This is a genomic window from Azospirillum sp. BE72, assembly GCF_031455875.1.
GTDB lineage: Bacteria > Pseudomonadota > Alphaproteobacteria > Azospirillales > Azospirillaceae > Azospirillum.
Genome location: NZ_JAVDTO010000008.1, coordinates 137,102 through 156,849 on the forward strand (window position 1 = coordinate 137,102; position 19,748 = coordinate 156,849).

General features: G+C 65.9%; 15 protein-coding genes and 1 pseudogene. 6 read left to right on the forward strand and 10 right to left on the reverse strand.

The annotated features are described in order from the left end of the window. The first annotated feature begins 94 nt into the window (after positions 1-94). From J2Y49_RS19985 to J2Y49_RS19995, 3 genes are all read left to right on the forward strand, one after another. Positions 95-4,024, forward strand: coding sequence for an autotransporter domain-containing protein (locus tag J2Y49_RS19985; RefSeq protein ID WP_310116662.1), 3,930 nt, complete (start codon positions 95-97; stop codon positions 4,022-4,024). A 125-nt stretch (positions 4,025-4,149) separates the two neighbouring features. Further along, positions 4,150-5,327, forward strand: a protein-coding gene (locus J2Y49_RS19990; protein ID WP_310116664.1) for an IS3 family transposase whose coding sequence is annotated in 2 segments (ribosomal slippage) — positions 4,150-4,417 and positions 4,417-5,327 — 1,179 coding nt in all. Because the reading frame shifts where the segments join, the coding sequence is not laid out codon by codon here. 15 nt (positions 5,328-5,342) lie between these two features. After that, the gene (locus J2Y49_RS19995; RefSeq protein ID WP_310116665.1) at positions 5,343-5,885 is read left to right on the forward strand and encodes a recombinase; all 543 of its coding nucleotides are present in this window, start codon (positions 5,343-5,345) and stop codon (positions 5,883-5,885) included. Here the strand turns inward: J2Y49_RS19995 and tnpC are convergent. The 4 genes and pseudogenes from tnpC to tnpA (J2Y49_RS32445) form a co-directional block, all read right to left on the reverse strand. Then, positions 5,822-7,375: an IS66 family transposase gene (tnpC, locus tag J2Y49_RS20000; RefSeq protein WP_310116666.1), complete on the reverse strand. Its 1,554-nt coding sequence runs from the start codon at positions 7,373-7,375 to the stop codon at positions 5,822-5,824. The two genes, J2Y49_RS19995 and tnpC, sit on opposite strands and share 64 nt — an antisense overlap. Before the next feature lie 69 nt (positions 7,376-7,444). After that, positions 7,445-7,798: an IS66 family insertion sequence element accessory protein TnpB gene (tnpB, locus tag J2Y49_RS20005; RefSeq protein ID WP_310116766.1), complete on the reverse strand. Its 354-nt coding sequence runs from the start codon at positions 7,796-7,798 to the stop codon at positions 7,445-7,447. Further along, positions 7,798-8,181: an IS66-like element accessory protein TnpA gene (gene tnpA / locus J2Y49_RS32440; RefSeq protein ID WP_409017878.1), complete on the reverse strand. Its 384-nt coding sequence runs from the start codon at positions 8,179-8,181 to the stop codon at positions 7,798-7,800. The genes tnpB and tnpA (J2Y49_RS32440) overlap by 1 nt, the downstream gene beginning before the upstream one ends. A 51-nt stretch (positions 8,182-8,232) precedes the next feature. Beyond that, positions 8,233-8,373: pseudogene (gene tnpA / locus J2Y49_RS32445) on the reverse strand (IS66 family insertion sequence element accessory protein TnpA); the annotation flags it as partial. 391 nt (positions 8,374-8,764) lie between these two features. Here tnpA (J2Y49_RS32445) and J2Y49_RS20015 point away from each other — a divergent pair. Both J2Y49_RS20015 and J2Y49_RS20020 read left to right on the forward strand, forming a co-directional pair. Next, positions 8,765-9,970, forward strand: coding sequence for a tyrosine-type recombinase/integrase (locus tag J2Y49_RS20015; RefSeq protein ID WP_310116667.1), 1,206 nt, complete (start codon positions 8,765-8,767; stop codon positions 9,968-9,970). Between the two features lie 207 nt (positions 9,971-10,177). After that, on the forward strand, positions 10,178-10,381 hold the full coding sequence (locus J2Y49_RS20020; RefSeq protein ID WP_310116669.1) for a hypothetical protein: 204 nt from the start codon (positions 10,178-10,180) through the stop codon (positions 10,379-10,381). 134 nt (positions 10,382-10,515) lie between these two features. Here J2Y49_RS20020 and J2Y49_RS20025 read toward each other — a convergent pair whose 3' ends face one another. Further along, positions 10,516-10,884, reverse strand: a complete 369-nt coding sequence (locus tag J2Y49_RS20025; RefSeq protein WP_310116671.1) for a cupin domain-containing protein — start codon at positions 10,882-10,884, stop codon at positions 10,516-10,518. 119 nt (positions 10,885-11,003) lie between these two features. On the opposite strand from J2Y49_RS20025, the gene J2Y49_RS20030 reads away from it, so the two are divergent. Beyond that, positions 11,004-11,870, forward strand: a complete 867-nt coding sequence (locus J2Y49_RS20030) for a LysR family transcriptional regulator (RefSeq protein WP_310116673.1) — start codon at positions 11,004-11,006, stop codon at positions 11,868-11,870. A gap of 546 nt (positions 11,871-12,416) precedes the next feature. On the opposite strand, the gene eno is transcribed toward J2Y49_RS20030, so the two are convergent. The 5 genes from eno to J2Y49_RS20055 all read right to left on the reverse strand — a co-directional run bounded on the left by eno (position 12,417) and on the right by J2Y49_RS20055 (position 19,666). After that, positions 12,417-13,691, reverse strand: coding sequence for a phosphopyruvate hydratase (eno, locus tag J2Y49_RS20035; RefSeq protein WP_310116674.1), 1,275 nt, complete (start codon positions 13,689-13,691; stop codon positions 12,417-12,419). 115 nt (positions 13,692-13,806) lie between these two features. Next, on the reverse strand, positions 13,807-15,492 hold the full coding sequence (locus tag J2Y49_RS20040) for an L-lactate permease (RefSeq protein WP_310116675.1): 1,686 nt from the start codon (positions 15,490-15,492) through the stop codon (positions 13,807-13,809). 76 nt (positions 15,493-15,568) lie between these two features. After that, the gene (gene glcF, locus J2Y49_RS20045) at positions 15,569-16,927 is read right to left on the reverse strand and encodes a glycolate oxidase subunit GlcF (RefSeq protein WP_310116677.1); all 1,359 of its coding nucleotides are present in this window, start codon (positions 16,925-16,927) and stop codon (positions 15,569-15,571) included. 25 nt (positions 16,928-16,952) lie between these two features. Then, positions 16,953-18,167: a glycolate oxidase subunit GlcE gene (gene glcE / locus J2Y49_RS20050; protein ID WP_310116678.1), complete on the reverse strand. Its 1,215-nt coding sequence runs from the start codon at positions 18,165-18,167 to the stop codon at positions 16,953-16,955. 11 nt (positions 18,168-18,178) lie between these two features. Beyond that, positions 18,179-19,666: an FAD-linked oxidase C-terminal domain-containing protein gene (locus J2Y49_RS20055; protein WP_310116679.1), complete on the reverse strand. Its 1,488-nt coding sequence runs from the start codon at positions 19,664-19,666 to the stop codon at positions 18,179-18,181. Positions 19,667-19,748: the final 82 nt, after the last annotated feature.

Below are 19,748 nucleotides of genomic sequence, written 5' to 3' on the forward strand. Positions count from 1 at the left end.
TGAGGCTATTGCCATACCATCGACATTTCGCTTAGTTCTTCGGAACGGGAAACTCCAGACCGCCAAGCCGCTCTCCTCCCCAAGGTCAAGATCAATGTCATCGATCCCATCCGTTCCCTCGTCCATTCGCAACCGCATTGCGGCTGGAAAACGCCTTCAGATTGCGGTTGCGGCACCGATTGCGGTTGGCATTTCCCTGGCCGGCAGCGTGGCGCAGGCCCAAAATACCGAGACGCTGTCCACCAGCCGGACGACGACTTTCTATCCGTCCTCGACGACCAGGAATATCATCATCACCGGCACCGGGGCCGTGAACGATACCGGGGTTGCGCCGAACGATCGGCTGTTGACCGGTGTCTACATCACGTCCGCCCCTGGCTGGAGCATGACGAACAACGGTACCGTCAGCATCAGCGAAGTTGGAACATTCCTTCAAGCGGATGGGGTGTACGCGCAAAATTCCGGCACATTGATCAACAGCGGGCTGATCAACGCTCCGAACTCCAACGGCGGCTTCTACGTCGGAAACTCCAGCAGTGCCCAAACGATGGTCACCAACACCGGGACCATCATCGGAAATTATTACGGGGTCGCCGTAAAGCACGCGGTCAATCTGGTCAATGGATCGGCGAGCGATGGATCGGCTCTGATCAAAGGAAATTCATCCGCGCTTTCAGATCATGCCGCCGTCTATGTCAGCGCTTTTCTCAACACCAACACGATCGTCAATTACGGAAGCATCGTGGGGGCGCGTGAGGGGATATCAGCCGGCGGCACCACGACCATCACCAATTACGGAACGATCGCCTCGGGAAACGGGTACAACGCGATCAATCTGAGAAACGCCCTGACGGGCAGCGGCGTGGCCCTCAAGGACGGCAGCCTGGTGGTCGGCAATATGAAGGCCGCCAGCACGGGTACCCTTCCTCCTCTGACGCTGGAAGGAAGCGGCACCGTCTCTGGCACGATCTCCGGCTTCTCGACGCTGACCATGGGCGGCACGGACTGGACACTGAGCGGCGCCACCACCATCGCGAACTCCGCGATCCAGAGTGGTATCCTGCGCCTTGGCAGCACGCTGACCAGTACGGTGCTGATGAGCAGCGGCGCCACCCTGGCCGGCACCGGGACCGTGGTCGGCGACTTGGCAGTGCCGAGCGGTGCCACGATCCTGCCGGGTTCGTCCGGTACACCGGCGACGCTGACGGTCAACGGCGCCTATGTCCAGTCGAGCGGCGCCACCCTGACCGTCCACACCACCCCGTCCGCCAGCAGCAAGCTGGCAGTCACCGGCTCCGCCACGCTGGGTGGCGCGCTGTCGGTCGTGTCCAGCGGAAACGGTTACAGCAACCCCACGCAGTTCACCATTCTCACCGCCAACAGCGTCAGCGGCACCTTCGGCTCGGTCACCGAAAGCGATCCCACCCTCACCCCCACCGTCACCTACGACACCGCCAACAACCAGGTTCTCCTGACGCTGACCGAAACGGTGTCGCCTCCTCCTCCTCCTCCGCCGCCGCCTCCGCCGCCGGTTTCGCCTCCCGTCGTGTCCCCTCCGGTGGTCGTGTCTCCGCCCGTGGTGTCGCCCCCTGTGGTCGTTTCTCCGCCCGTGGTTGTGTCTCCGCCGCCGGTCGTGGGTGTGATCGATACCAGCCAGACCAACTTCACCAACAATGACGGCGCGGTGCAGGCCAGCACCGTCACCTTCGACGGCGGCACGCTGAAGCCGAACTCACCCCTGACGCTGACCCAGGCGGTCACCGTCACCGCCAACAACGGCATCATCGCCCCGGCCGGCACTATTGTAACCCTGTCGGGAGCGATCGGCGGCAACGGTGGCCTCACCGTGACGGGTCCCGGTTCGGTGACGGTGGGGGGAACCGTCGCGAACAGCGGCGGCGTCGTCGTCGCAAACGGCGGCAGCCTCACCGTCGCCAGCGATGGCCGCGTGGCCGTCCCCCTAACCATGGACGGCGGCAGCAACGCCACCATTGGCGGGACGATGTCGGGCATCCTTTCGGTCGGCGGCGGCAGCGGCGTTACCCTGGTCAAAGGCGGCGTCATCACTGGCGGGCTGAACATCGCCAGCGGCTCCGCGACCGTCGGGGGCATCGTGGCCGCCCCGGTCACCGTGTCGTCGGGCGGCTCGATGACGGTCGTCCAGGGCGGCGGCGTCGGCGGCGCGGTGTCGATCAGCGGCGGCAGCCTGACCGTGGCGCAGAACGGCGCCGTCAATGGCACCGTTTCCGTCACCGAAGGCGGCACCGTCACCACCGGCGGCGCCATCATGGCACCGGTTAGCGTGCGCAACGCCACGCTTACCGTCGACAGCACCGGCAGCACCGGCGCGGTCACCGTCAATGGCGCAGGCGCAGCCAGGATCAACGGTTCGGCGCTCGGCACCGTTACCGTCAGCACCGGTTCCACGCTCAGCGGCGGCGGCACCATCGCCGGTGCCACCAGCGTTGCCGGTACCCTGTCTCCCGGCAATTCGCCGGGCGTATTGACAGTCAATTCCTCCGTCACGCTCACCGGGACCGCTGTCTATCGTGCCGAGATCGATGGCCCGACCGCCGGTACCGGTGCCGGGCATCACGACCAGTTGGCGGTTCAGGGGTCGACCTTCACCGCCGCAGGCACGCTCGAACCGGTGCTGCGCGGGATAGCAGGCGACGCCACCAACCGCTACACCGCAACGTTGGGCCAGAGCTTCGCCATCGTCACCGCCTCGGGTGGCGTGCTGGGCAGTTTCGACACTCTGGTGCAACCGTCGGAGGGCCTGGCTGCCGGCACACGCCTCGACACGCTTTACGGTCCCACGACCCTACGCCTGGTGGTGACGCCCAGCCGCTACGCCGCCCTGGGCAACACGCCCAACCAGCGCGCGGTCGGCACGGCGGTGGACGCCCTGCGCCCGGCCGCCGGGACGCGGCTGAGCGGGTCAATGGCTCCGGTATTCAGCGGCCTCTACGGCCTGAACACCGCCGGCGCGGTCGGAGCGCTCGACCAGCTGTCGGGCAAGCTGCATGCGGACACGCTGGCGGCGAACCTGACCAACCGTCGTCTGTTCGGCCAAGCCGTGGAAGACCGGCTGTCGGCGCTGCGCGGCGGCGCAGCAGGCAATCGCCTGAACATCTCCGGCGGCTCCGGCAATACCGTGGCCATAGGGGCATCGGCTGGGGATGCGAGGGAAATCGGCGGGGTGTGGGGCCAACCGCTGGCGGCTTATGGCCGCACCCGGTCCGACGGCAACGCCGCCGGGACGAACGAGCGTATCGGCGGCTTCCTGGTCGGCATCGACCAGGTCTATGAGGACGGCCTGAGCGCAGGTATATCCATGGGTTTCCTGCGCAACCGACTGTCTTCGCAGAACGGGTTTGGCAAAGGCCGTGCGGACAGTTATCAGGCGACCCTCTACGGGAGCTGGGATTTCGGCGGTCCCTATGTCGAAGGAGCCGTCGGTTATGGCTATGCCCATTACGACACGGAACGCTTCGTCTCCTTCGGCGGCTTTTCGCAGGGGGCGAACGCCAAGGCCAATGGCCACGACCTGTCGGCGGAACTGGTGGCTGGGCATCGGATGACGACGGGGCTTCTGGGCGACGCCGTTTGGATCGAACCGCGCGTCGGCCTGAGGCTCGACCGCATTACACGCGATTCCTTCAGCGAAAATGGCGGCGTGGCGGCCTTGGGGGTGGATGCATCCGCTTGGACCACCGTGCGAAGCAGCGTCGGACTGCGGACCGGTACCAACGTATCGCTGGGGGGGTGGAGTTTCCAGCCGAGCGCATCGCTGGCCTGGGCGCACGAGTTCGGCGATGCGACGGCCACCGCGGCCAATCGCTTGGCAGGGCTTGCCTTCACCGCCGATGCCAGCCGTCCGGGCCGCGACGCGGCGCTGATCGGCACCGACGTCAGCGTCCGGTTGGACGACCGGCTGAGCGCCAGCGTCAGTGTCCGGGACGAGGTACGCGTGCGTGAGAACACCGTCTCTGTCGCTGCAGGATTGAAATGGAAACTGTGACAATGTCGGTGTGAGAGCTTGTTCGTAGCATTTACGCGCTGACTTCCTGGGGAATGAGCCGCTGACCTGCCCTCCTGAACCCGCTCCAGCCCCTATTTGAGGGATGGGCAAATCAGGAGGAAGGTATGGCCCGTCGAAAGCGGCATACCCCCGAGCAGATCATCAGCATGCTGCGCGCCATCGAGGTGGCGGTAGCGCAAGGGCGCACGGTCGCGGAGACCTGCCGCGAGCACGCCATCTCGGAGCAGACCTACTACCGCTGGCGCGCCGAGTTCGGCGGCCTGAAGCTGGATCAGGCCAAGCGGCTCAAGGAACTGGAATGCGAGAACCAGCGTCTGCGCAAGGCGGTGGCCGACCTCACGCTGGACAAGCTGATCCTGCAGGAGGCGGCGCGGGGAAACTTCTGAGCCCCGAGCGGCGCCGCGCCTGCGTCGCGCAGGTCCAGCAGACCCTTGGCGTCTCCGAACGCCGGGCCTGCCGGGTGCTTGGCCAGGCACGCTCGACCCAGCGTCATGTATCCGTTGTTCCGGCCGACGAGGATGCGCTCACGGCGGCCATCTTGCGGCTGGCCGGTCAGTATGGCCGCTACGGCTACCGGCGCATCACCGCCTTGCTGCGTCAGGCGGGCTGGCGGGTGAACCACAAGCGGGTCGAGCGGATCTGGCGCCGTGAGGGGCTGAAGGTCCCCAAGAAGCAGCCCAAGCGTGGCCGGCTGTGGCTGAACGACGGCTCGTGCGTGCGTCTGCGCCCGAGTTGGCCGAACCACGTCTGGGCCTATGATTTCGTCACCGACCGCACCCACGACGGCCGGAGCTTTCGCATGCTCACCATCATCGACGAGTTCACCCGCGAGTGCCTGGCCGTCAACGTCGCCCGTCGGCTCACCTCGGACGACGTCCTGCACCGGCTGGCTGAGCTGTTCGTCGACCGTGGTCCACCCGACTTCATCCGCTCCGACAACGGGCCGGAATTCGCCGCCACGGCGGTGCGCGAGTGGCTGGCGCAGGTCGGCGTGAAGACGCTGTTCATCGAGCCGGGCAGCCCATGGGAGAACGGCTACAACGAGAGCTTCAATGACAAGCTGCGCGACGAGCTGCTCGCGCGGGAGATCTTCTACACGTTGCCCGAGGCGCAGGTGCTCATCGAGTGCTGGCGCGTCGCCTACAACACCGTGCGTCCGCACAGCGCGCTCGGCTACCGCCCACCGGCGCCCGCCGCGGTGGTGCCGGCTCCTGTCCAGCCCGGCTCCGCTACGCTCCGCCGGACTGGACAGGAGCCGCCGGGCGGTGTTTGGCTAACATAGTCTCTGGTGTCCCACGTGGGGGCAGGTCACGTGGTCGCCGCCTTTATTGAGGAAATGGTGGTGGCGCAACGGCGTGATCAGGCCGAAGCCCGGAACCTGCGCGGGGATCGGGAGCGCGCCCTCGCCGAGGTTGACCGGAAGATCGCGTCGATTCTGGAAGCGGTGGAGAAGGGGCTGTACAGCCCATCGCTGAACGCGCGGCTGTCTGCACTGGAGGCTGAGCGCGCCGCGCTCGCCGCCGAGATCGGCACCCTGGCGACGGAGGCGCCGGAGATGCTGCTGCCGGCCAACTTGCCGGAGCTGTACCGGCGGAAGATCGCGGCGCTCGAGTCCGTGCTCGGCGACGGCGACGAGGGAATGGCGGCGATGGAGATGATCCTGTCCATGGTCGACCGCGTCGTGCTGTCCCCCTGCCCCTCGGGCGCCGGACTGGAGGCGCAGCTTCATGGCGACCTGCTGGCAATCCTGGGTAAGCGGAGCGTGATCGCACCGGATCAGGCGTTGACAGCTGGCTTCCAGTTCCAGGGGAGGAGATCGGCGAGGCGGTTGGCGGGATAGCCGTTCACCATGCGCTCCAGGACGTCGCGCAGGTAGGCGAACGGCTCGACGCCGTTGAGCTTACAGGTCTCAACCAGCGAGGCGATCACCGCCCAGCGATGGCCGCCGCCCTCCGAGCCGGCGAAGAGGCTATTCTTCCGGCCAAGGGCTACCGGCCTGATGCAACGCTCCACCGTATTGGTATCCATCTCCACCCGGCCGTCATCCAGGTAGACGCACAACGCCTTCCAGCGGCCGAGCGCATAGCGGATCGCCTCGGCCAGCTTGGAGCGGCCCGGCAGGCGGGGAAGTTCGTGCTCCAGCCACGCCTTCAGCTCCGCCACCTGGGAAGCGGCCTCGGCTTGCCGAAGCTGCCGGCGCTCATCGGCCGTGCGGCCGCGGATGCGCTCTTCGATCGCGTAGAGCCGGGCAATGCGGCGCAGCGCCTCCGCCGCGATCGGCGAGCCGTTTTCGGCCAAGTCGTAGAAGCGTCGACGCGCATGGCTCCAGCACGCCGCCAGCACGACCCGATTGCCGGCAGCCAGCCGCTCGAACCCGGCATAACCGTCCACCTGCAGCACCCCGCGGAACTCCCGCAGGTGGGCGGCTGGGCGTTCGCCTTTGCGATCGCCGGTGTAGGCGTAGATCACCGCCGGCGGGTCCAGCCCCTGCCAGGGCCGGTCATCGCGAGCATAGGCCCACAGCCGTCCGGTCTTCACCCGGCCGGTTCCCGGTGCCAGCGTCGGCATCGGCGTGTCATCGGCGAATAGCTTGGTCGAGGCGAACAGGGCCTTGGCCAGATCCTCATGCAGCGCCTCCAGCCACCAGCAGGCCTGTCCCGCCCAGCCCGCCAGAACCGAACGATCAACGGGAAAGCCGTTGCGGGCCAGGATCTGCGCCTGGCGGTAAAAGGGCAGATGATCGCAGTAGCGGCTGGTGATGACGTGCGCCAGCATCGCCGGCGTCGCCATCCCCCTAACGATCGGCTTCTCCGGGGCCGGCGCCTGATGCAGCGTGCCGCAGCCGCGGCAAACGTATTTGGGCCGGTGGATGCGCAGCACCCGCACCTGGGCTGGCACGTAGTCGATCATCCGGGCCACCGTCTCGCCGGCATCATGCAACGCCCCGCCGCAACAAGGGCAGACCCCGGTGCCGGACTCCAGCCCGGGCGGCTCCAGCGTGAGATCGTGATGCGGCAGGTGATCGGGCAAGTCGCGGCCACGGCTGGCCGGTTCTGCCATGGCCCGCGGTTCCGGTTCAGGGGCGGCGAGCTTGGCTTCGACCCGGGCGATGTCCGCCTCCAGCTCCTCCAGTCCGAGATCGAGTTGATCGGGATCGAGCCGTTCGGAGCGCCGCCCAAAGACGGTGCGCTGCATCTGCCGGAGCTGCTGCCGCAGAGCCTCCAGCTCCGCCAAATCGGCCTTTTGGCGCTCAACGACCTCGGCCAAATCGCGCACCATCTGCTGCAGCAGGGCCGGATCGGCGGGCAGGTTGTCGAGGTCGAAGCGCATGAGCGATTATACCCCGGCTCACGGTCTCAGGCCAGCCAAGCCCGCGGTTTTCCTCGCTTTTTCTCCCGTTCATCCCGCTGCGGTCGGCCACGACACCGGTACGGTGTGACGCCAGTCCAGCCCCTCCAGAAGCAGGGACAGTTCCGCCGGCGTCAGTACCACCGTGCCGCCCGGAGTGCGGGTGGTTGGCCAAACGAAACGGCCGCGCTCCAGTCTCTTGGCGAACAGGCACAGGCCGTTCCGATCGGCGTAGAGAATTTTCACGCGGCCAGCACCTTTCCCCCGAAAGATGTAGAGGTGGCCGCAGAACGGATCCTTGCCCAGCGCCTGCTGTACCAGCAGGGCCAGTCCGTCGAAGCCGCGGCGCATGTCGCAGGGCTCCAGCGCCAGGTAGATGCGCACGCCGGCCGGGGTCGACAGCATCATGGCCGCTCCAGCACGCCGATCACCCGGCGCAAGGCTTCGGCATCGACATCCCGCCCGACCCGCAGCCGCCGTCCGCCGGCCAACTCGATCTCGATTATGCCGGCACCGGATGAAGCCGGCGGCGTGAGTGGGAGGGCCGGCGTGGTGTCCGCCACCTCCACCGGCGCAAAGACGGGTGGCGGCTCGACCGGGGTGAGCATCTGGCGACGCCAGCGGAACAGCAGGCTGGGATCGACCCCACGCCGACGGGCGACCAGCGACACGCTCACGCCCGGCTCGCAGGTTTCCGCCACCAACTGCTCCTTCTCCGCCGCCGACCACCGCCGCCGGCGGGGTGCCGCCTCGACGATCTCCATCACCAAGGGAGCGCTCGCCGTCATAGGGACAGCACCAGGACTATCCCAATGACAAGGAGCGCTCACCTCCTGCGCAGCGGCAAAGCGGCGCGACCACCGCCCCAGAGCCCAGCGTCCAATCCCATGGGCTTCAGCATAGGCTTTCAGCGTCAGCCCGCTGTCCTTCCAGGCATCGACATGACCGCGCCAATAGCTCTCCAGATCCTGACCCGACATCCTCTTACCCCGCTGAGCTGTGACCAGCGGAATATTTCATGAACCATGATCAGGTCGGATGTGTCGTCACACAACGCTTACAATCCTGGAGGCTTGCGCAGAAGCGGACCCGAAACGCCGACAGCCCGCCTCGTTGGAGGCGGGCTGTCAAGCGTCAGTGGTTGCGGGGGCAGGATTTGAACCTGCGGCCTTCAGGTTATGAGTTCGTTTCCAGCCCCCTACGCGCACGTTTCCGGCACCACGCCAAAGTATCCGATTGCACTATAATACATTGTTTCTATTGATGTTTTCTCGTAGATAAACTACGCTTCAGTTTCGTCGGAAGCGCTCTCTTTTCCTCCCGAGTGATTCCGATTTGATTCCGGAGATTCCGGCGTTCGTGGGGTGCTCTATGGCCAAGATCACGAAACGGTCCGTCGATGCCGCCGTCCCCGGCCAGGAAGAGTTCTTCCTCTGGGACGAGGAGCTGAAGGGCTTCGGACTGCGCGTCTATCCCTCCGGCCGGAAGATGTATCTGGCCCAGTTTCGGGCCGGCGGTCGCCTTCGTCGCGTCAACATCGGCCCCCATGGCGTCCTGACGCCCGACGTCGCCCGGACCGAGGCCATGAAGCATCTGTCCGATGTCCGGCGCGGCAGCGATCCGGCGTCCGAACGCGACCGGCGTAAGGCATCCCCCACCATGAAGGAATTCGGCAAGCGCTTCCTGGAGGACTACGTCGCCTCCCACTGCAAGCCGACGACCCAGGCCGAATACAAACGCTCCATCGAACTTTTCATCAATCCTAAGCTCGGCAGCCACCGCATCATCGACGTCAGCCGCGCTGAGGTGGTCGAACTCCACCAGTCCCTGAAAGCGACCCCCTATCAGGCCAACCGAACGCTGGGCGTCCTCTCCGTCATGTTCACCGTCGCCCACACCTGGGGGGTCCGGACCGACGGCGTCAATCCGTGCTGGAAGGTGAAGCGCTACAAGGAGGTCAAGCGCGAACGCTACCTCACGCCGGACGAACTCGCCCGCCTCGGCAAGGTGCTGCGCGACTCCACCTCCGAACCGGAAGCGGTCAACTGCATCCGCCTCCTCCTTCTGACGGGCTGCCGCCTCAGCGAAATCCAGAAGCTCAAATGGGAGCATGTCGATCTCACCGCCGGCGTGCTTCGGCTGCCGGATTCCAAGACCGGGGCGAAACTGGTGACGATCGGGAAGGCCGCCGTCGAGGTGCTCAAGGGCATCACCAGGGTGACGGACAACCCCTATGTCATCACCGGCCAGGTCGAAGGCCAGCATCTGACCGACATGCAACGTCCCTGGCGCCGGCTGCGCAAGCGCGCCGAGCTGGACGACCTGCGCATCCACGACCTGCGGCATTCCTTCGCCTCCGACGCGCTGCAACTCGGCGAAGACCTTCCGATGATCGGGCGCCTGCTGGGACACACCCAGGTCCAGACGACCGCCCGCTACGCCCACCTCAAGACCGACCCGATCAGGGTGGCCGCCAACAAGGTAGCGGAGGCCATCGCGAACGCCCTTACCCGTCCACCCAAGAAGGACGACACAGCGAAAAGCGACAGCCGGAACCTGGGGCAACCGGGCGGATGAAGACTTCCACGTCCGGTAAGAGGGGCACAACCTCGGGCATCGACGTTGCGCGTCGAGATCCCCTGCCCGTGCACCTTTTGGATCACCGCGATCAGCGCCTTCTCCGCGGTACACCACGGCTCCAGAACGGCCGGGAAGCAGGAGCCGCGCCACAGCTTGGGAAAATGCGCAGGTCGATGGCGTCGCGCGTGTCTCCCAGGTTCGCGCGTGATATCCGCTCTACTTGTTCTGGCGGTCGTCGCTGCACTCGCCGCCGTAGCCGGCGCCGCATTGGCTCTCGCCCTCCAGTTCCATCAGCCGCTGGGCGGCGAAGCCGACTATCTCGCGCAGAAAGTCGGCGTGGGCGCTCTTCCTAATCAGTTCCTGAAGAGCGATCCTGTCGTCGGTGATCGTGGTCTCTGTTCCAGTTGATGGTCGTCAAGCAACCTCAACTTGCCAAAGATACACGGTAACCGCCCGCTTCCGGACGATCCGCCCACCTGTATCAGCTATGCGGTTGATCCGGACGGCTTTGTCCTCGATTACTAGCAACCCGGCTCACGGCTTTAGACAAGCTGCTCAGCAATGGAGCGGGTCCGTGGCGTCTCAACATCCCCGGTGTGCTTTGTTGTCACGGGTTCGACCAGCAGGACCCAACACTCCTCATCGGCAACCGGATTATGCATCACTCCACGGGGAATCACACACAGCTCGCCGGGTGAGAGCACCGTTTCGCGGCCATCCTCGAACTGGATGCGAAGGCGGCCGCGGATGACCTGAAACAACTCGTCCTCGTTATCGTGCCTGTGCCAGACAAACTGGCCGAGAAGCTTGGCAACTTTCACATACTGGTCATTCACCTGCGCAACGACCTTCGGTGACCAATGGTCTGTAAGGGCGCTCAGCGCGACTTCGAAGTTGATGGACGGGATCATGAGTGCTCCTCGAATGACGCGGTTGTAGCGTTGCGGATGCACTCTGGATATCCCTATCCAAACCTTGATCACATCTAATTCTGGAGATAGTTCGCATTAGCAGTCATAATGGATGGATGGTGCGGAACCTCGACATCACTCTGCTGCGCAGCTTCGTCGCTGTTGCCGATCTCGGCAGCATGACGGTGGCGGCCCAGGTTCTTAATTTGACCCAAGGAGCGGTCAGTCAGCGGATTGCTCGCCTAGAGGCATTAGCTGGCGGCCCCCTATTTTCTCGGGACCACCGTAGCCTACGTCCGACGGCACTGGGTGAACGCCTGCTGGGTAAGGCGCGTCGCTTGCTATCATTGAACGACGAGATCTGGGCCGATATCACCGGCGGCGCCGTCGATGGGCCAGTCCGGGTTGGCGCGCCATTTGACTTGGTCGGCCCCTGCGTCGCACCGATGCTGAAAACGTTCGCAGCTGTCTGTCCGCAGGTGGACCTGTCATTGTTCTGCGGATCGTCGGTGGAGTTGGCGGCCCGTGTCGCCGGTGGCGATCTTGACCTCGCCGTCCTGGAAGAACCGTTGGAAACGGCAGCGGGTGAGCATCTGGCCGCCGATCGCTTGGTCTGGGTCGGAGCCCGAGGCGGCCACGCCTATGCGACATCACCGCTACCGCTGTCTCTGGTTGTCGAGACCTGCATTTTTCGGCCAGCAGTTACCGCCGCTCTACGCCGGCAGGGGAAGAACTGGCGCATCCTGTTCGAAAACGGCGGGCTCGATGCCACCTTTGCCACCGTACGGACGGACCTCGCCGTTTCCGCGTGGCTGGCCTTCACCGTTCCGCCCGATCTTGAAATTTTGCCACCGGAAAGTGGTCTCCCAGACCTTCCATACTTCGCTATCACGCTGCACCGGCCGGATCGGCCACCCACTTTGGCAGCGACCGAATTGAGCCGTCACATCCGTGACAGCTTTGGCCGACTGCGTCGAGCTATATGACCCGTTCGTACTCTTCTATCACCCCGCAAGCGCACAGATCGCCATCCCGACGGCGCGTAAAAAGTACCGGTATCCGAAGAAAAACTCCCTGCTCCATTACTTCCCATCTTCAAGCAGGTGGAACAGCACCACCTTAACGGAAGCCTTCAGCCACCGTCGGTATCAGATACCACTCGGTGGAACACGGCCGGGCCAAGGGCGAGACCATCGGCAAGGTCGCGATTCGCGGCGGCAAGGACGGGAAGCGTGATCCATATTGCCATCAATCCCGGCGGTCCGACGCCGTGCTCGCTCACCACCCGCATGATAGCCTGCGCCGGGAGCGGCATGCCCCGTGACACCACGCACGTTCCGTCCGACAGCACAGAGTCGGAAACGGCACATACCGCCTCGCCCCCTTTCCCGTCCTCCTTGCGACTCCAATCGCCGACGCCGGCCTCCATGGCCTTCCTACGCAGTTCATCCTCTGTGGGGCGGCCTTGGCCGGCGGCCGGGACAGTGGGGCAGGTCCGTTAACAACCGAAGCATTGAGGGAATAGCATGCATTTATTTTAGCATGCCGCGCCCGGCGAAGCGGGATGCGGAGCCCAGCTGCTCCTCGATGCGGATCAGCTGGTTGTACTTGGCCAGCCGGTCGGATCGGCTGAGCGAGCCGGTCTTGATCTGGCCGCAGTTGGTGGCGACGGCGAGGTCGGCGATGGTGCTGTCCTCGGTCTCGCCAGAGCGGTGCGACAGAACGGCGGTGTAGCCGGCCTTGTGCGCCATGTCCACCGCCTCCAGCGTCTCCGACAGGGTGCCGATCTGGTTGACCTTCACCAGGATCGAGTTGGCCACGCCCTTGCGGATGCCTTCGGCCAGCCGCTTGGGGTTGGTGACGAACAGGTCGTCGCCGACCAGCTGCACCTTGGAGCCGATGGCGTCGGTCAGCGCCTTCCAGCCCTCCCAGTCGTCCTCCGACATGCCGTCCTCGATCGAGATGATCGGGTAGCGGCCGGCCAGATCGGCCCAGTAGGAGACCATCTGCTCAGGCGACAGCGACTTGCCTTCGCCGGCCAGCTCGTACTTGCCGTCCTTGAAGAACTCGGTCGAGGCGGCGTCGAGCGCCAGCATGACGTCATCGCCCGGCTTGTAGCCGGCGGCCTCGATCGCCTTCATCACGAAGCCGAGCGCCTCGTCGGTGGAGGCGAGGCTGGGAGCGAAGCCGCCCTCGTCGCCGACGTTGGTGTTGTGGCCGGCATCCTTGAGCTTCTTCTTCAGCGACTGGAATATCTCCGAGCCCATGCGGATGGCGTCGGTACCGGTGGCGGCGCCCACCGGCATGATCATGAATTCCTGGATGTCGATCGGGTTGTCGGCGTGGGCGCCGCCGTTGACGATGTTCATCATCGGCACCGGCAGCAGGGTGGCGAAGGCGCCGCCGACATAGCGGTAAAGCGGCAGGCCGGCATCCTCGGCCGCCGCGCGGGCGACCGCCAGCGACACGCCCAGGATGGCGTTGGCGCCAAGCCGGCCCTTGTTCGCCGTGCCGTCGATCTCGATCATGGTCATGTCGAGCACGCGCTGGTCGGCAGCGTCGATGCCGATCAGGGCCTTGGACAGCTCGCCGTTGACCGACTGGACGGCCTTCAGCACGCCCCTGCCGCCGAAGCGGCCCTTGTCGCCGTCGCGCAGCTCGACCGCCTCGTGAGCGCCGGTGGAGGCACCCGAGGGGACGGCGGCGCGGCCGAAGGCGCCGCTTTCCAGCGTGACGTCAACTTCGACGGTCGGGTTGCCGCGGCTGTCCAGAATTTCGCGGGCGTGAATCTCGGTGATGGCGCTCATGGTCGGTGATCTCCGCCTTGGGGGCTTGACGTTCAGAATCCAGCCGACACCAAGTCTCGAGGCGAGCAATCCATCGGGATTTGGCGTCGGCGGTGATTAAAACCAGGATCCGTTATCAGTACACCAACATGGTGAATGGCCACACATAAGCCTGCGCAAGGATAAACAGCCCGACGAGCCCCGCCAGAGCCAACGAATGGAAGAACACGTAGCGCAGGATGTCCCCCTCATGTCCGTACCAGCGGGTTGCGGTCGAGGCGACAACGATGCTTTGGGCATCGATCATCTTGCCCATCACGCCGCCTGAACTGTTCGCCGCTGCCATCAGGACCGGATTCAGCCCCAGCTGCTGGGACGTGACTTTCTGCAAACCGCCGAACAGGACATTGGAGGCGGTGTCCGACCCGGTCAGGGCAACACCCAGCCAGCCGAGCATGGTGCCGAACAGCGGGTAGAGCCAGCCGGTCTGTGCGAAGGCCAAGCCCAGCGTCGCGTCGGTGCCCGAATATTTGGTGACGTAGCCGAGCGCCAGCATGCCGGCGATGGTGAGAAGCGAGTAACGGATCAGCACGAAGGTCCTGACATACTGGCGAACCAGTGCGACGGGGGAATAGCCCATGACCAGGCCGCTGACGACCGCCGCGACGAAGATGCCCGTTCCGGTTGCAGACAGCAGATTAAACAGGTAGACGGCGGCTTCGGTGACAGGTGCCGCCGCCACGGGCGGAACCTTCTGCACCAGATTGTGCAGTCCGGTCACGGGAAGTTTGGCGATCCACAGGCTGTCCAGCAGGGCTTTCACCTGTGGTGTTCCCCACAGGAAGACGCAGACGCTGAGGATCAGCCACGGAACCCAGGCCTTGATGACCTGCGCCTTGGTATAGACGGCCCCTTCCGCGCCGCTGGTCGCGACCACGGCCGGTGATACCTGCGCCCCCACGGCCTTGGCCTCCGCCATGGTGTTGTCCCGCGTGGTCGACAGCCACAGATCACGGGGTTGCCAGACCCGCAGGAAAGCGGCCAGCGCCACCATCGACACGATGGCCGCCACCACATCGACCAGCCAGGGACCATGGTAATTGGACACGAGGAACTGCGGCACCGCGAAGGACAATCCGGCGACGAGCAGAGCCGGCCAGATCGCCAGCATGCCGCGGAAGCCGGCAAAGGCCCAGATCAGCCAGAAGGGCACGATCAGCGAGAACAGCGGCAACTGCCGTCCGATCATGCCGCTCAACTCGTGCAGATCCAGACCGGTCACCGCTGCCAGCGCGATGATCGGCGTGCCGAGCGCTCCGTAAGCGACCGGAGCCGTGTTGGCGATCAGCGAAAGGCCCGACGCCGCCAGCGGCGAGAAGCCCAACCCGATCAGCATGGCGCCCGTCACGGCGACCGGCGTACCAAAGCCGGCCGCCCCTTCGAAGAAGGCGCCGAAGCAGAAGGCGATCAGCAGAAGCTGGAGCCGGCGGTCCCGGGTGATGCCGGCGATGCTGTCCTGCAGAATGGTGAACTGACCTTTCTCGTTGGTCAGCTGGTACAGGAAAATCACGTTCAGAATGATCCAGCCGATCGGCATCATGCCGTAGGCGGCACCGTAAGCCGCCGCCATCGACGCCATGCCGGCGGGCATGCCGAACGCGAACACCGCCACCGCCAGGGATGCGAGCAATCCCAGGAGCGCCGCGACATGCGCCTTGATGTGGAAAAGCCCGATGGCCCCCAACAGCACGACGATCGGGATCGCCGCAACCGCGGTGGATAGCGCCATACTGCCAAACGGGTCGTAGACCTGCGCCCACATGGACGTCCTCCCATTTTTGTGTGTTTGTAATCAATGCCTTGATGATGGCGACCGCCGACGCCTTTCAGCCGACCTTTCAGCCGACGTCGGTCAGCAGGAACGGCGCTTTTGCAACCCCACCGCCACCGGCAGGCACGAAGGCCGCTTGTCCGGCGAGCGGCACCGGAAGAGGGCCCCCGGTCGCCCAGTCCAGCAGTTCCACCGTATGGACCACCGGAACGCCGGTGCCCGACGCGATCTGGGTGATGCAACCGATGTTGCCGGCAGCGACCGCGTCGGGCCGCAGGCTCTCGATGTTGCGGACCTTCCGGTCGCGCAGCTGCGTCGCCAGTTCGGGCTGGAGCAGGTTGTAGGTGCCGGCCGAGCCGCAGCACAGATGCGCCTCGGGCACACCGCGGACCAGGAAGCCCGCCTTCGACAGCAGGGCCACCGGCGGCGCCTTGACCTTCTGGCCGTGCTGCAGCGAACAGGCGGCATGATAGGCGATGACCTGACCGGTCGGCCGCGAGACGGCGGGAAGGCCATGTTCGTCGAGGAATTCGGTGATGTCCCTGGCCAGCGCCGAAACGCGGGCCGCCTTGTCCGCCCAGTCCGGGTCATGCCGGAACATGTGGCCGTAGTCCTTGACCGTCGTGCCGCAGCCCGACGCGTTGATGACGATGGCGTCGAGCCCGTCGCCCTCGATCTCCCGCGTCCAGGCGGCGATGTTGGCCAGGGCGGACCGGTGCGCCGGATCGGTCTTGCCCATATGGTGGGTCAGGGCACCGCAGCAGCCCGCCCCCGCGGCGACCACCACCTCGACGCCGGCGCGCGCCAGCAACCGCACCGTCGCCTCGTTGACCGAGGGGGCGAGCACCGGCTGGGCACAGCCGGACAGGATGGCGACCCGCTTGCGCCGCGGCCCGGCAGCGGGAACCACCTGCGGCCGGTCGATGGGGCTGGGCAAGGGAACCCGCCGGGGCGCCAGATCGAGCATGGCCTTCAAGCGCGCCGGCAGCCAGCCGGAAGCGGGCTTGACCAGACGCGCCGCGATCAGCGCCAGACGAAACAGCCCGGGCCGCGGCAGCAGCGCGGACAGCATCCAGCGTTGCAGCCGGTCGGGCAGCGGGCGGCTGTGCGTCTTTTCGACGTGAACGCGGGCGTGATCGACCAGATGCATGTAGTGGACGCCCGACGGGCAGGTCGTCATGCAGGACAGGCAGGACAGGCAGCGGTCGATGTGCCTGACGACCTCCGGCGTGGCCGGCCGGTCGTTCTCCAGCATGTCCTTGATCAGGTAGATGCGCCCGCGCGGGCTGTCCAACTCGTCGCCGAGCAGTGTGTAGGTCGGACAGGTCGCGGTGCAGAAGCCGCAATGCACGCAGGAGCGGAGTATGGCCTCCGCGTCCTTCAAGGCAGGGTCGGCGAGTTGCGCCAGGGAGAAATCGGTTTTCATGGCGAACGGCTCCTTCGACCGGGCGTCACAGCCAGGCGTGCATGCGGCCGGGATTGAGGATGCGCTTGGGATCGAAGCCATCCTTGATCCGCCCGGTCAGGGCGGCGAGCGCGGCCGGCAGGGGGTGGAAGACGTCGGCGGCGGAGCGCAGGGCCTCGCTGCCGCGCACGAGGGTGGCGTGCCCGCGGTTCGGGGCCAGAACCGCCCGAACCGAGGCCGCATCGATCTCCGCCGGCGCCTCGACCCACAAAAGCCCGCCGCCCCAATCGTAGAAGGCGTCGATCTCGCCCAGCCGGCGCAGATCGGCGACGATGCGGGCACCATCACCGGGCCGGACCGACAGTCTCCACACCGTGCGCGGGCCGGTTCCGGCGAAACAGGCAACGTCCCGGATTTCCGTCCACAGCGATGCGGACTCCGCACCATCAAGGCACGCGCCGTCGTCATGACGGTCCAGCCGGGCCGCCAACGCGGAGGAACGGGCGGCGACCGACGGCCCGCACCCCTCAAGCCGCAGTGCGGTCACCGGCTGCCCGGCCGCCGCGACAGGCGCCACGGCCGAACGCCGGGCGACGGACGCCGGAAGGTGGGCGGCTCCGGACAGGTCGACGGCGCTTCCCAGCAGATCCGACAGCAGCGACAGCGCCGCCCGGTCATCAAGGCCGTACACCAGATGGGTCCGCTCCGAATCCGGCACCGGCAACACCTTCACGGTGAGCTCCGTCAGCAGCGACAGCGTGCCGTAGGAGCCGGTCAGCAGCTTGCAGAGATCATAGCCGGTGACGTTCTTCACGACCCTGCCGCCGGCCTTGTAAGCCTCTCCCCGCCCATTGACGGCCTCGCAGCCGAGCAGATGGTCGCGGGCGGCGCCGTCCTTGATCCGCCGCGGCCCCGCCAGATTGCAGCCGATGATGCCGCCGATCGTCGCCCGCCCGGGCGCACCGCCCAGCAGCCCGCCAAGGTCCGGCGGTTCGAAGGCCAGACGCTGCCGCCGTTCCGACAGGACCGTGCCGATGGTGCGCAGCGGGGTTCCCGCCCGAACGGTCAGCGTCAGTTCCTCGGGCTCGTAGGCCACGATGCCATCCAGCCCGGTCGTGTCGAGGGTCATCGCCGCCTGCACCGGCCGCCCAAGACCGCGCTTGCTCGCAGCGCCCCGGATTTCCAACGGTTCGCCCACCGACAGGGCATGGCGCACCACATCGGCGGCCTGCGCCGCCGTTTCTGGTTTGAAGGTGGTCATCGGCGGAGTCCTCAGAAGCGGGGAATGTCAGGAAACGGCAGCGCGCCCTGGTGAATGTGCATGCGGCCGAGTTCCGCGCAGCGATGCAGCTTCGGAAACATCTTGCCGGGATTGAGCAGCCCCTTCGGGTCGAACGCGCATTTCACGCGCTGCTGCTGGTCGAGGTCGATCTCGGCGAACTGGTAGAGCATCAGGTCGCGCTTCTCGACGCCGACGCCGTGCTCGCCGGTCAGCACCCCGCCGACATCGACGCAGAGCTTCAGAATGTCGGCGCCGAACGCTTCGGTCCGCTCCAACTCGCCGGGAATGTTGGCGTCGTAGAGGATCAGGGGATGCAGGTTGCCGTCGCCGGCGTGGAAGACGTTGGCGACGCGCAAACCGTAATGGGCCGACATCTCCTCCATCCGCTGCAGCACCAGCGGCAAAGCCTTGCGCGGGATCGTGCCGTCCATGCAGTAATAGTCGGGGCTGATGCGCCCGACTGCCGGAAAGGCCGCCTTGCGCCCGGCCCAGAAGGCCAACCGTTCCTGTTCCGACGTCGAGATGCGCAGGGATATTGCACCCAGCGTCAGCGCGATGCGCTCCACCTCGCGGACAAGATGGTCGACCTCGGCCGATGGGCCGTCGAGTTCGACGATCAGCAACGCCTCGACATCCCGGGGATAACCGGCCTTGGCGAAATCCTCGGCCGCGGAGATGGCGAGGCGGTCCATCATTTCCATGCCGCCCGGAATGATCCCGGCGGCGATGATTCCCGCCACGCAATCGCCGGCTGCGGCGCTGGACGGAAAGCCGATCAGCAGTGCGCGCGCCGTTTCCGGCTTCTTCAGGATGCGCACGGTCACCTCGGTGACCACACCCAGCAGACCCTCCGATCCAGTCATCAGGCCAAGCAGGTCGTAACCCTCGGCGTCGAGATGACCGCCGCCCAGCCGGACGACCTCGCCGTTCATCAGGACTATTTCGAGCCCAAGAACATTGTTGGTGGTCAGGCCATATTTCAGGCAATGCACGCCGCCGGAATTCTCGGCGATGTTGCCGCCGATGGTGCAGGCGATCTGGCTCGACGGGTCGGGGGCGTAATAGAAGCCTTCATGCGCGACCGCGTTGGATATGCCGAGGTTGGTCACGCCCGGCTGCACGGTGACGCAGCGGTTGGCGTAGTCGATGTCGAGGATCTTGTTGAACTTGCCCATCCCCAGCAGCACGCCGTCGGCCAGCGGCAGGGCCCCGCCCGACAGCGAGGTGCCGGCCCCGCGCGGGACCACACGGACGCCTTCATCGCTGCAATAGCGCAGGATGCGACTGACCTGCTCCGTGGTGGTCGGCAGGACGGCCAGCAGCGGCGGTTGGCGATAGGCCGTCAGCCCATCGCTTTCATAGACCTGCAATTCCCGTTCTTCTGCGATCACCCCCTCGCCGGGAACGATCTGCCGCATGGCCTCGATGATCGCACGGCGGCGCGCGATCACGCCCGCGTCCGGCGTTGGCATGCGCATCGCGGAACCTCCCTTGATTTTGATAAGCCGGGGGCGTTGTCCGCCGCATCCGGACGCATTCGACCTTTGATCGTGAAGTTGC